The organism is Campylobacter sp. 2014D-0259 (genome assembly GCF_008000505.1).
In the GTDB taxonomy this organism is placed as follows: domain Bacteria; phylum Campylobacterota; class Campylobacteria; order Campylobacterales; family Campylobacteraceae; genus Campylobacter_D; species Campylobacter_D jejuni.
In genome coordinates, this window is the sequence record NZ_VOAQ01000024.1 from 418,539 (window position 1) to 431,428 (window position 12,890).

The following is a 12,890-nucleotide window of genomic DNA, read 5'->3' on the forward strand; positions in this document are numbered from 1 at the left end:
TTTTATCCTTTGATTAATTTTATAAAATTTTCTACTTTTAAAGCTGCAGAGCCTATCAAAACTCCACCACAATGATTTACACTTAAAATTTCTTTAATATTATTTTCATTCACACTTCCACCATAAAGCAAAGGTGCTTTGGTTAAACTCGCTAAAAATTCAAGCACTTTAGCAATATCTGTAGCTTGTGCACTCACTCCCGTTCCTATAGAATAAATAGGCTCATAAGCGATGATGAGTTTTTCATAATTTAAATCAATAACTTCAAGTTGTTTTTTTAAAAACTCTAAAGTCTTGCCTGAATTTTTTGTATCTAAATTTTCACCTATACAAAAAACAATTTTATAACCATGCTCTTTAGCAAAATCAAATTTAGCCTTAATAAATTCTTCATCTCCTAAAGCTCTTCTTTCAGAATGCCCGATTAAAACACATTTGATCCCAAATTCGTCCAAATGTTCTTTTCCAAGCTCGCCTGTAAAAGCTCCATTAACACAAGGATAAAAATTTTGCGCTCCTTGTATGAAGTTATTTTCATTTTCTAAAAATACTACGCTAGGTGGGAAAACGATAATATCATCGCATTTTGCCCCCATAGTTTTATTTAAAATTTCAGCATAAATTTTAAAGCTTGCCCTTGTGTGATTGCATTTTAAATTTGCAGCAAAGATCATTCATTTTCCTTAGATCTTAAAGCTTTTACACCTGGAAGTTCTTTACCCTCTATAAGTTCAAGAGAAGCACCACCTCCAGTGGAAATAAAAGTCATTTCATCTGCATCACCTGCACGCGCAACCACATCAGCCGTATCACCGCCTCCAACAACAGAAGTTGCATGTCCTTCGCTGATATAATGACTCATTTTAATGCTACCTTTTGAAAATTTATCAATTTCAAAAACACCCATAGGTCCATTCCACCAAATCGTTTGCGCATCAGAAATCACCTCCTTAAAAAGTCTCACACTCGCAGGTCCTATATCTAAACCCATCCAACCATTTGGAATTTCTTGCGCTGGAACAAATTTCATCGGCGCATCTTGTGAGCACGCAGGAGCGGCTACAACGTCTACTGGAAGATAAATTTTCACTCCTAAATTTTTACCCTTGGTAAGAATTTTATTAGCTTCTTCTAAAAGTTCTTCTTCTAAAAGTGAATTTCCTATATCATAACCTAAAGCTTTTAAAAAAGTAAATGCCATACCTCCGCCTATGATTAATTTATCTACCTTTGGTAATAAATTTGTCAATGCTTGAAGTTTTCCACTTACCTTTGAACCTCCAACAACAGCGACAAAAGGACGTGCTGGATGTTTGATAAGATTGCTTGCAAAATCAATTTCTTTTTGGAGTAAAAATCCTGCGCCTTTGTGTTTTTCATCAAAAAATTTAGTAATCGCCTCTACACTAGAATGTGCTCTATGGCATACTCCAAAAGCATCATTGATATAAACTTGAACCATAGAAGCAAGTTCTTTGGCTAAATTTTCATCATTTTTAGTTTCGCCTTTTTCAAAACGCAAATTTTCAAGAAGTAAAATTTCACCCGCTTTTAAATTCATAGCTTTGGTTTTTGCATCTTCGCCGATAACATCTTTTGCCATAATAATTTCTTTATCTAAAAGTCTAGCAAGACGCTTAGCCACAGGTTCTAAAGAATATTTAGAGCTAATTTCTTTTGGACGCCCTAAATGAGAGGCTAAAATCACACTACAGCCATTATCCAAACAATATCTTATCGTAGGAATAGCTGATCTTATGCGTCTATCATCAGTGATATTTAAAAAATCATCTTGAGGAACATTAAAATCACATCTTATAAAAACTTTTTTCTTAGCTAAATCAATGTCTTTTATAGAAATAATATCACTCATGATTAAGCCTTATTTGCAATATATACTGCCATATCTACTAGACGACTTGAATAGCCCCATTCATTATCATACCAAGCAATTACCTTGATAAAATCATCCGCAATCACTTGAGTTAAATCACTTGCTACAATAGCTCCATAAGAACAAGTGATAAAATCGCTTGAAACTCTTTCTTCATCATCTACCATTAAAATGCCTTTTAAATTTGTAGTTGCAGCTTTTCTAAAAGCTTCATTGATTTCATCTTTGCTGACTTTACGGCTTAGTTGTGCAGTTAAATCCACGCTTGATACATCAATCACTGGCACACGCATACTTTGTCCATGAAGCTTGCCATTAAGTTCAGGCATAACAAGTTTCATAGCTTTTGCTGCGCCTGTAGAAGTTGGAATGATATTTTGCGCTGCAGCACGAGAACGGCGTTTATCTTTAGCTTTAGCATCAATAATACTTTGTCCATTTGTATAAGCATGTATTGTTGTCATAAGTCCTTTTTCTATGCCAAAATTATCTTGTAAAACACGACAAACAGGACCTAAACAATTTGTTGTACAACTTGCATTAGAAATAATGCTTTCACCCTTGTAAAGTTCTGAATTTACTCCTAAAACATAAGTAGGAGTATCATCTTTTGCAGGAGCACTCATGATCACTTTTTGTACTCCCATATCTATAAATTCTTGACATTTTGCCATAGTTAAATGCGCTCCTGTGCACTCTAAAACAATTTGTGCGCCGTGTTTTGCAAAGTCAAGATCTTTTACATTGCGACTTTTAAATACTTTGATTTTTTTACCATTTACCACTAAATCATCGCCTTCACTATCAACACTGCCTTTAAATTCACCATGTACTGTATCGTATTTAAAAAGGTATTTTGTAAGTTCAATATCCGTAGTATCATTTATCGCCACAAGCTCAATATCATTTCTTTCTAAGATGATTCTTGCAACACATCTGCCTATGCGTCCAAAACCATTTATAGCAACTTTTACAGCCATTTAATTTCCTTTTGCAAAATATAATGCTAATATTCTACAAAAAAAAGGTTAAAATTTTAATGAAGATAGCACTTTTTGGTGGCAGTTTTGATCCACCACATAATGGACACAATAGCGTTGTTTTAGAGGCTTTGGAAAAATTAGATATTGATAAGCTTATTATTATGCCTACTTATATCAACCCTTTTAAACAAAACTTTAGTGCTGATGAAAAGCAAAGATTCTTATGGGTTAAAAAACTTTGGGGACATTTTCCAAAAGTTGAAATTTGTGATTTTGAAACCAAGCAAAAACGCCCTGTTCCTAGTATAGAAAGTGTTAAATATCTTTATAAGCTTTATAATCCTAGCAAATTTTATCTTTTAATTGGCGCAGATCATTTAGAGAAACTTCATCTTTGGCATGATTTTGAAAAATTAAATTCTTTAGTAGAATTTGTTATTGCTAATCGCAATGATATAGAAATTCCTAAAAATTTTAAAGATTTAAAAACTGATAAAAAAATCGCATCTTCTTTCATACGCAACACTTTAAATATAAATGAAGTTTGTGAAGAAATTAAAGATGAAGTAAAAAAATATTATGAAAAATTACAAAAAAATTGATACAATTTCAAAAATTAAAGGAAAAGAATGCAAGAAAGAATAGATTTAATCGTTAAAATTTTAGATGAAAAAAAAGCTGAAGATATCAAAACCATTGACATGAGCGAGCAAGAATACTTTGTAAAATATGTCATTATCGCAGCTACTTTAGGAGAAAGACACGCTCTATCCTTGATCGATGAGCTTAAAACACAACTTAAAGCCAAAGGTGAGGAATTTTTAAACATAGATAGTAGCGAAGAATGGAGTGTGATTGATCTTGGTGATATTTTAATCCATCTTTTAACACCAGAACACAGAGGAATTTATAATATAGAAGAATTACTAGAAAATCTTAAAAAAGGTAGGGTTTAAAAAGGCTAAATTTAATTAGCCTTTTAATTTTTAGAGATTATCAATATATTCTTTAATTTCTTTTTTGATTTTCTCTTTTTGTTCTTTTAAAGCTTCTTTTTTAGCTTTATACTCAGCCTTACTCATATAATCTTTTTGTTCTTTTAAAGCATCAAGTTCTTTTTCGATTTTTTCTACTTCTTGTTCTTTAAGTTTTTTAGCTTCTAACTTTTTATCATAAAACATAGGATCTTTAGCACAATCATTTTGTACTTGTTTTAAAGCAAGCTCTAAGCTTAAGGTTCTAGCTGTATCATTATGCGCTTTAGAAAAACTGATTTCTTTATTGATACGATCGATTTTTCTATCACATTCACTTGCGCCAAAAGCAAACGCACATAACAAAAGTAGAACAAGTATTTTTTTCATTTTTAATTCCTTTTTAAAATAAATTTAAATCGCGAAATATTATCTCATCAATTCTTAAGCCTAGCTTTTATCTCATTAAACAAACTAAATACCGTACTTTCAAGCTCTTTTGCTCTTTCTAAAGAAGTTGCTTCAAAGCGTGTGATAAGATAAGGGCTGGTGTTAGATGCGCGAAGCAAAGCCCATCCATCGCCAAAATCTATCCTAGCTCCATCAATTTCACAAAGACTTTTAACACCTTTTAAAGCTCCTTTTTCAATCTCTTTTTGAAATTCTTCCACAAGTTTAAATTTTTCTTCTTCATTTACATGAATTTTAATTTCAGGTGTAGTATAGAGTTTTGGTAAAGCTTTAATCATACTTTCTAAATCAAAACCTTTATAAACAAGTTCTAAGGCTCTTAAAAATGCGTAAATTCCATCATCATAACCAAAATATCTATGTTTAAAGAAAATATGCCCACTCACTTCAGCAGCTAAATCAATATCTTTTTCTTTCATCATTTTTTTGATATTAGAATGTCCTGTTTTTCCCATAAAAATAGTTCCAAATTTAGCCACTTCATCAAAAAGATTTTTAGAACATTTTACCTCACCTAAAATGCGTGGATTAGGAATATTTTTAGCAAACAAATAACAAAGCTCATCTCCACAAAATACATGAGTTTTACTCAAAGCAACCATTCTATCAGCATCCCCATCAAAAGCAAAAGCTAAAGAATAATCTTGATTTTGATTTAAAAACTCTCTAATCGCACTTAAGTTTTCTTCTTCTGTAGGATCTGGAGCGTGGTTTGGAAACTGTCCATCAGGCTCTGCAAACATTACATGAGCTTTTAAATTTAAAGCCTTGATTAAAGGCTTTATCACCACTCCAGCCGCACCATTTGTGCAATCAACACCAAATTTATAATTAAAATCCTTTAAAAAGCTAAATTGCTCGCACATAAACTTCACATAAAGGCTTAAAATATCGTATTTTTCTACTTCTAAATTTTCTTCAATCTCATCATCCAAATGCTTATAAACTTCTTTTGAAAACTCTTTTAATTCCTCGCCAAAAAAACTTTCTTTATTGATAGTGATTTTAAAACCATTATAATCTTTTGGGTTATGAGAGCCTGTTATCATAACATTTGCATCAAATTTCAAGCCCTCATAAAGACTAAAATATCCCAATGGAGTTGGTACAAGCCCTATATCATAGATTTTTATTCCCGCTTTGTTAAGTCCACTCACTAGATAATTAAAAAGTTCATTTGCACTATATCTTGCATCATAGCCCACACTTACATTTTTACAGCCTTTATTTAGCATGGTTTGTCCCAAGCAAAAACCTATAGCCTTAACACTTTTTTCATTCAGTTCTTTGCCATAAAGTCCTCTTATATCATATTCTCTAAAAATCACATCTAACATTTTTTTTCCTTCAAATTCATCTCTTCTTTGACCTAAATTTATCGTTTTTCTAAAGCAAATTTGGATAGAAAAGAAATTTTTGCTACAATTTTACATTAATTTCACTAAATGAAGGAAAATTTATGGATGAAGAATTAGAAAACGAAGAAACGAAAAAGAAAAAAGGCGGTTCACTTGTAATTATTATTGTTATTTTACTTTTTGTTTTACTTCTTAGTATTATGGGAGTGATTGCTTGGCTTATTTCAAGCAGTTCAAGTGATGAAAGTGAAGTCAAAGAAGCTCCAAAAGAAGAGGCAAAAGCCGATAAACCTAAGGTTTCAGCCCCTACTCAACGAGGTAGTGATTTTGCTAATATAGGTCCTATGTATCCACTTGATCCTTTTACCCTAAATTTACTTAGCGATAGTGGCTCAAGATATGTAAAATGCACTATAGAATTAGAACAAAATAGCGAACTTTTAAAACCTGAACTTGATAAAAAAGTCCCAGTGATTCGTGATATTATTATTCGTACATTAACAGCTAAAACTTTTGAAGAAGTAAGTACACAAAAAGGCAAAGAACGTTTAAAAGATGAGCTAGTTGGAAAAATCAATGAAATTTTAACCGATGGCTTTATTAAAAATGTTTATTTTACGGATTTTGTAGTTTCTTAATGCGTGTAGGCTGTGATATCATCGCCATTTCTAGGATAGAAAAAATTCATTCTAGACATGGCAAAAATTTTTTGGATAAATTTCTAAGCCCAAAAGAACAAATACTCATTAAAAATCCAGCAACTCTAGCAGGTCTTTGGGCTGCTAAAGAAGCCGCTAGCAAGGCTTTGGGTGTTGGAATTTGTGAATTATGCAGTTTTTTTGATATTGAAATATCAAAAGATGAAAAAAACGCGCCTAAATTAAAATATTCTCAAAAAATTACAAAAGATTTTAATATCACTCAAACTTCCCTAAGCATTTCTCATGATAATGGTTTTGCTATAGCCATAGTGGCTATAGTTTGATTATTTTCCTATAGTTTGCTTGTCTAAATTTCTTGAAAGTATGAAATCCACCACAGGTTGTTCTCTTTTATTTGCTCTTTTACAATGATCTTTTTGAAAAAAATCTGTGATTTTTATAACAATCCTTGCCCATTTTTTGCGATTTCTTTCACGCCACGCATGAGAAGAAACGCTCTCCCAAGCATAGCCATTAAACAAGCTTGCATTTACAAAATGATCTAAAGCTCTAACACCCTGTCTTGCTCGCGCGGTATTAAAAAAAGTTCCTATAATCACGATAAAAAGATATCCTAAAACTGCTAAAGGTACTATCGCACAAAGCAGGATAGTCCCTGCTAATTTTTCTTTTAAGCTTCCTTTTAAGGTGCGTTTTACACGACGACGAAAATTGGCGCGAATTTTAACTCTAACTCTTTTCATAGCTTTCTTTTGCTAAATTTTATCCTCATACCATTAGCCGAACGCACTGTTAAACGCCCTACTACATCAGGTACAAAACCTTCTTCAAGTTCTAGTTTGTAAGTTTTTAAAATATTAGCCAAAATCAAAATCGCTTCTTGCATAGCAAAACCTTGTCCTATACAAATTCTCTCCCCTACCCCAAAAGGCAAATAAGCATCTTTTTTGTATTCTCCTTCAAAACGAGAAGGATTAAATCCATGCGGATTTGTCCAAAATTCTTCATGTCTGTGTATCAACCAAGGAGCAATCACCACCCCAGAACCTTTTTTAATAAGCTTATCTCTAACTTGGGTATCTTTTTTTGCCTCTCTTGCAAAAAATCCAACAGGAGGATAAAGCCTTAAAGATTCTTTAAAAATATTTGTTAAGTATTTAAACTGTCTTAGATGCGAAATTTCAATAGCTCCACCCTGTAAAACCTGAGTAATCTCCTCATAAGCTTTTTCTTGCTCCTTAGGATAAAGACTAAGCAAATAAAGCGTCCAAGTCAAAGAACTTGCTGTGGTTTCATGTCCTGCTAAAAAAAGCATAGCCACTTGATCTAAAATTTCCTCAAAAGAAAAACGCTTATTCGTATCCGCATCCACTACTAAAAGCAAAGATCCTAAAATATCTTCAAATTCTGCATTATCTGCCATATCATATCTTGGTTTTATGATGTCACTTAAAACCTGCCTAATCACATCTCCGGCCTTAGTACGCTTACGATCTCCTAATACATAAGAAAGCCATTTTGGAAAACGAAACATACGACGCATGGCTGTATGCACGCTTTGCTCTTGAAAAGTCACAAAGGCGTTTAAGATTTTTTTACCTTTTCCCTCATCGAGTTTTGAAGACATAATGGTGCGAAAAATCACATCAGCGGTAATAAAAGTCATAGCTTCATCTACTTCGATAACAGCATGATTTGGATACTTGCTAAAACGATCCATCATATCTGCCACAGCTTCACTCATAAGATTAAACACTTTATTGATACGAGTCATTTCAAAACTTGGACGCAAAAGTTCTCTTTGTTTTTTCCAAACTTCACCATTTGTAGTAAAAATGCTCTCTCCTAAAAGCGGACTTAAAAGCTCATGCAAAAATGCACTTTTAGGAAATTCTCTAACCTCATCAACCATCATTCTTTTAACTTCTTTAGTGTCATTTATAACATAAAGATCAAAATTTGGCATCTTCACATAGCCTGTTTGCATTTTATAACTACGCTCATAAAGGCCATCAAGCCAAGATCTACGCTTTAGCAAAAAAGTTAAAAGTGTAGAAGCCTTGTTTTTATAAGGTTTTGGAAAAAAGGGACATTCACTCATATTTTTACCTTTTCTTCTAAAAATTTAGGCATTATGATGAAAGAAAAAAAATCATAATCACCTTTAACACTAATACTATAAAGATATAAAAAGTGCGCTTTGTTTTTATCTCTTTTTATTTTTTTATACTCATGTTTTTCATATAAAGTGTGAAATTTAGCACTTAAAAATGGGGGTGTAAATTTAGCATTTACACCACTCGTGCGGAAAAAATCCACTTGAGGAAAACATGCTCCATCAATAATCGATGTGTAATCATACCATTTTAAATCAAACTTTGAAACAAATTCAAGCTTCTTTCTAAATTCATCTGCTTTTTTTTGATAACTCACTAAAGGTATGCATTCTCCTAAAGTAAGAATTTTTAATTTACAAAGCAAAGATAAATCTAAATGTTGTCTTAAAATATACTCCAAAACTTCTATACAAACTATAGTTCCAACACTATGCGCTACTAAAATAAGCTCATAATCTTGTTTGCTTTCGTTTTGTTTTAGCTTCTCCACTATAACATTTGCAAAAAGTTTGATTCTTTCTTGCATAGTACCTATTTTTTTATCTTGCCAAGTAGCACAAAAAGCACAAATTCTTGCTATCCAAAATACAGCTAATTTCTTACCCAATTTAAATAAAAAATGATTTAGTAAAAATCCTAAAAAACATCCTATGATGATAGCTAAAGAAAAATGCATATAATTTTGCAAAAAAGCAAAACTTCCAAAAGCTAAAACCAAAGAAAATAGTAAAGAAAATAACACATAAAAAAAAGGATAATAACCTGTGATAAGTTGATAAATCGACTCTTTGCCAAATTTGATAAAAAGCCCTGTGATAGTATAAATTCTAAAAAAACTATAACAATCTGCTAAGGCATCTTTATAATTTTCTGACCAATTTTTCTTAACAATATCATTCCATGTTAAAAAATGATATTTAGTTTGCACTCCCTCGCAAGAAATTTTAAAAAAAGGAAATTGCTCATTTTTTTCAATTTTACTTAAATCAGCTTCAATGTTAAAAGCATGAGAATAATCTTTTAGGTTTTTTTTAAATAAATCATAATAAAATCTATAACTTTTAGGATCATATCCTGCTATATAAAATACTTCCCTATTCATACAATATTTCTTTTTACTTTTAATTATAACAACTTTGCTTTAAAAGCTCTCTTAATCAAAGCTTTTTAGTCTTATTTGTCTAAAAAGAAATTTTTGTAAAAATTGCCGTTGAATTGATTAGTTTGTAAAAGGTATTTCTTAAAATTACATGCCAAAATAGGATTGGGTTTATAAGCATGAGCTTCACGCCAAAAAAATTGAAGCTTCTTTGGATAAGATAAGCCTTCAAAATCATAAAAAGCATTGCCACAAACCTTAGTCGGACAGCCTTCTAAAATAGCACTAAGGCCTACTGTTGAATTTATAGTAATACAACCTAAAGCCTTTCTTAAAAGAACTGGCAAGTGGGTATCATGAACATATAAAACCCTTCCTTCTACATGATATTTTTGACTTAAATCATTTATGAGTTTAGAATAATTCTTATAACCCCTATCCATGGGATGGTGTTTAAAAACTAGATAAGATTTAGCTCTTGCATGGTTTGCAAAAGAAAGTATGGTTTCCTCTATAAAGTGCTCTATGCTTTTTTTGTAATGATATTTAATTTGCGTATCGCTATAAACTTGTAAAATCGCCAAAAAGTACTTTTTTTCTAAATTATAAATCTTTTCATTTAGTTTTTTTTCTGTAATCTTGTAAAGATATTTTCTGTATAAAGATCTAAACCAAAATAAAAATTCAAAAGGATATAAAGTGCGATGATGAAGTTTGTTGTTAAAAAATGGGGCCAAAATAAAAGCAAACAACCAATACAAAAAGGCATCAAAAGCCATAAATTTAAATCCACCTGGAATTTCTTTTATGCTTTCTTTGGTAAAAATATTTTGAGAAAGATAAAAATTTTTATCACGCGGTAAAGAAGAATTTGCATTCACCCCATCTTTTTCCAAAGTAATACAATAAGGCCTTAAATATCCTTCTTCAAAAATCCATATTTCAACTCCTAATTCTTTAGCCACTTTAATAGCCTTAGCATGGATAATACGACAATCATTATACATTAAAATAGCATCGATTTTTTTGCTTTGAAAAAAATCTCTATAGAAATTTTCAAGATCTTTTTCATCGCACTTACACCTCGTTCCACTAGGATAGAAAAAAAAATCTCCACCGTTAAAATTGAGTTTAAAAACTTTGGTTTGTTTTTTTTTCATTTTTATTGCAAGAAGGTGAAAAAAATTTCCCACAGGTCCTTGCAAGAGTAAAACATTTTTACCGCTAAATTCTTTTTTAATTTTAGTGCTAAATCTCATTTCTTTGCTAAAAATTCATAAAATCTTCTTATTTTTCTAAGTATAAAAGTTTTAAAATCTATTGCCAATTTTATATATTTTTTTGAAAAATAAGCTTTTTGTAAATTTAGCATTATATCTAAACAAACTTCAATTTCACATAAAGTTTTTGTTTTAGGATTTATATATCTTGGATATGTGATCAAAGCACCTGCTACAAGCTCTTCTAGGCTTAGTTTTCTTGTTCTTCTTTCGCATCTATATTTATCTTTTGTTAAACCCCAGCCCGCATAAAAAGGCATGCCATAAGTAAAAACTTTTTTAGCTCTTAAAAGAGCATCAAAACCACTTGTAGAAGTAATAGTGTGAATTTCATCAGCAATTTTTATAGCACTATCAATACTGCAATCTTTTACAATCTCATCACAAAATTCCAAGATGAGTGTTTCATCTTTTAAACCTACACGGTTGCCGCTTAACACATCAGGATGGGGTTTAAAGATGATATAAGCATCTTGATTTTTAGAACGTACCTCCTTAAGCAAATCAAGAGTAGATAAGCCAAAACCTCCTAAAATCATCGAAGCATCATCTTCAACTTGAGCGGGGATTAAAATAACCTTTTGTCCTATTTTGGCATTGATTTTTAAGTCTTCATGCTTTAAACCATTATATTTTGAAAAGCGGTTCTCAAGTAAGGTTTTTATAATATTTTTTGCCCTATTTAGCATATTTTTATCAAAAATTTCATTTTGCAAAAGTTCTTCTAATTTGCTTACTTTATTTGGATCTATGTAAAGTCCTTTATCATCAACGATTAAAGAAAAAGGGCGCGTAAGATCAGAACCTAGTGAAATTGAGCGGATAAAACCATCTTCCACTAAAGAAACTTTAGGGGTAAAACTAGTTAAATTTTGCTCTTTTGCCTTTACTAAAAGCAAATTTTTAAGAGTATTTTCATCATATTTTTTACCCCAAATAAAGAATTTATCATCTTCTTTAAGCTTGTATCTAGCTAAAGATTTAATAGAATTTAAAAAAATAATTTCATTATTTTTAGCCTTAAAAAAAGGCTTGATAAAATACCTTTTCCATAAGGTAAAGCCTAGCATAAAAAGTCTATTAGAATTTGCCTTTTCTATGCTTTTATATTTTGCTAAAGTTTGAATAGTATCAAAAATATTACTTTTTTGATTTAAATAAGGATTAAAATACTCGCTATAAAGTATATAAGCAGCATAGAAAACTTCTTCTAAACTTCTTTTTTGCATCCTTCTTTTACACTCTAATTTATCTTTTGTTAGACCCCAACCTGCATAAAATGGCATGCCATAACAAACACACTCGCATTCTTGTATCAAAGCTTCAAAACCCATACCAGAAGTTTTAGTATAAACCTTATCAAAAAACTCAAGCAAGGCTATGGGATTAAAATTTTCACTGATTAAAATACATTCTTTAGGTAAGGAATTTATATCTAAATCACTTTGTTTTTTACCACTTAAAACATCAGGATGGATTTTTATATAAATTTTAGAATCAGGATTTTCTTTTATGGCATCTTTTACCATATCGACAGTTTTAAAATCTTTAGCAAGCCCAAATTCAAGAGAGGCATCATTGGCCGTTTGAGCAATAATTAAAACACGTTTTTCATCTTTTTGAAAATAATCATCTGGGATATCAAGATTGTTATTATACTTGCTAATTTTATATTTTTTGATAAGCTCTATAGCTTTTTTAGCTTGCTTGATTTCTTCACCTTTAAATTCATAAGTATTTAAAAGATTTTCAAGTTTTGAAGGCATTGTTGCATCATAATAAATGCCTATATCATCTTTAACCATAGAAAAACTTGGGCTATTTTCAACCCCTAAGTTTAATGAGCGGATAAATCCATCTTCTAAAAGTATGAATTTAGTATTATATTTTTTAGCTAAATTCATAGCTTTTAAACCTGATTTTTTACGTCCCCAGCCAAAGAAAAGATCATCTTTGTTGATTTTTAAATTTTTCTTATATAAAAAAATGGTATAAAAATTTTTAACATTAGTGATAAGTTTTTTTGATGTTGAGTAATACTTCATAAATATT

Annotated in this window: 13 protein-coding genes and 1 pseudogene; 4 read left to right on the top strand and 10 right to left on the bottom strand. The window is 30.9% G+C overall.

Going from position 1 to position 12,890, the window contains the following annotated elements; all coding sequences use genetic code 11:
• Window positions 1-2: 2 nt before the first annotated feature.
• Genes SR63_RS06700 through gap form a run of 3 tightly spaced genes read right to left on the bottom strand, consistent with a single transcriptional unit; the run spans window position 3 to window position 2,874 of the window.
• Window positions 3-674, bottom strand: a complete 672-nt coding sequence (locus SR63_RS06700) for a triose-phosphate isomerase (RefSeq protein ID WP_002877377.1) — start codon at window positions 672-674, stop codon at window positions 3-5.
• The gene (locus SR63_RS06705; RefSeq protein ID WP_002783833.1) at window positions 671-1,873 is read right to left on the bottom strand and encodes a phosphoglycerate kinase; all 1,203 of its coding nucleotides are present in this window, start codon (window positions 1,871-1,873) and stop codon (window positions 671-673) included. The genes SR63_RS06700 and SR63_RS06705 overlap by 4 nt, the downstream gene beginning before the upstream one ends.
• A 2-nt stretch (window positions 1,874-1,875) precedes the next feature.
• Window positions 1,876-2,874 (bottom strand): type I glyceraldehyde-3-phosphate dehydrogenase, encoded by a 999-nt coding sequence (gene gap, locus SR63_RS06710; protein ID WP_002877378.1) that lies wholly within the window; start codon window positions 2,872-2,874, stop codon window positions 1,876-1,878.
• 59 nt (window positions 2,875-2,933) lie between these two features.
• Here gap and nadD point away from each other — a divergent pair, with 59 nt between their 5' ends.
• Complete coding sequence (gene nadD / locus SR63_RS06715; protein ID WP_014517091.1) at window positions 2,934-3,479, top strand: nicotinate (nicotinamide) nucleotide adenylyltransferase; 546 nt, start codon at window positions 2,934-2,936, stop codon at window positions 3,477-3,479.
• A 27-nt stretch (window positions 3,480-3,506) separates the two neighbouring features.
• Complete coding sequence (rsfS, locus tag SR63_RS06720; RefSeq protein ID WP_002855339.1) at window positions 3,507-3,833, top strand: ribosome silencing factor; 327 nt, start codon at window positions 3,507-3,509, stop codon at window positions 3,831-3,833.
• A 30-nt stretch (window positions 3,834-3,863) separates the two neighbouring features.
• Here the strand turns inward: rsfS and SR63_RS06725 are convergent, their stop codons facing one another.
• A complete protein-coding gene (locus SR63_RS06725; RefSeq protein ID WP_002855539.1) occupies window positions 3,864-4,241 on the bottom strand; it encodes a DUF1090 family protein in 378 nt (125 codons plus the stop codon).
• A gap of 47 nt (window positions 4,242-4,288) precedes the next feature.
• Window positions 4,289-5,679, bottom strand: a pseudogene (gene pgmL / locus SR63_RS06730) (phosphoglucosamine mutase PgmL).
• A 102-nt stretch (window positions 5,680-5,781) separates the two neighbouring features.
• On the opposite strand from pgmL, the gene fliL reads away from it, so the two are divergent.
• Together fliL and acpS are read left to right on the top strand one after the other, a co-directional pair.
• Window positions 5,782-6,318: a flagellar basal body-associated protein FliL gene (gene fliL, locus SR63_RS06735; RefSeq protein ID WP_002855429.1), complete on the top strand. Its 537-nt coding sequence runs from the start codon at window positions 5,782-5,784 to the stop codon at window positions 6,316-6,318.
• On the top strand, window positions 6,318-6,665 hold the full coding sequence (gene acpS, locus SR63_RS06740) for a holo-ACP synthase (RefSeq protein WP_002825806.1): 348 nt from the start codon (window positions 6,318-6,320) through the stop codon (window positions 6,663-6,665). The genes fliL and acpS overlap by 1 nt, the downstream gene beginning before the upstream one ends.
• Here acpS and SR63_RS06745 read toward each other — a convergent pair whose 3' ends face one another.
• From SR63_RS06745 to SR63_RS06765, 5 genes are all read right to left on the bottom strand, one after another.
• Window positions 6,666-7,085, bottom strand: coding sequence for a hypothetical protein (locus tag SR63_RS06745; RefSeq protein WP_002880391.1), 420 nt, complete (start codon window positions 7,083-7,085; stop codon window positions 6,666-6,668).
• Entirely contained in the window at window positions 7,082-8,443 is a 1,362-nt protein-coding gene (locus SR63_RS06750; RefSeq protein ID WP_014517093.1) for a cytochrome P450, read from the bottom strand. The genes SR63_RS06745 and SR63_RS06750 overlap by 4 nt, the downstream gene beginning before the upstream one ends.
• On the bottom strand, window positions 8,440-9,561 hold the full coding sequence (locus SR63_RS06755; protein WP_022552396.1) for a hypothetical protein: 1,122 nt from the start codon (window positions 9,559-9,561) through the stop codon (window positions 8,440-8,442). Before SR63_RS06755 ends, SR63_RS06750 begins: the two co-directional genes overlap by 4 nt.
• A gap of 71 nt (window positions 9,562-9,632) precedes the next feature.
• The gene (kpsS, locus tag SR63_RS06760) at window positions 9,633-10,817 is read right to left on the bottom strand and encodes a capsule polysaccharide modification protein KpsS (RefSeq protein ID WP_022552397.1); all 1,185 of its coding nucleotides are present in this window, start codon (window positions 10,815-10,817) and stop codon (window positions 9,633-9,635) included.
• On the bottom strand, window positions 10,814-12,883 hold the full coding sequence (locus SR63_RS06765; RefSeq protein ID WP_147498411.1) for a capsular polysaccharide biosynthesis protein: 2,070 nt from the start codon (window positions 12,881-12,883) through the stop codon (window positions 10,814-10,816). Before SR63_RS06765 ends, kpsS begins: the two co-directional genes overlap by 4 nt.
• Window positions 12,884-12,890: the final 7 nt, after the last annotated feature.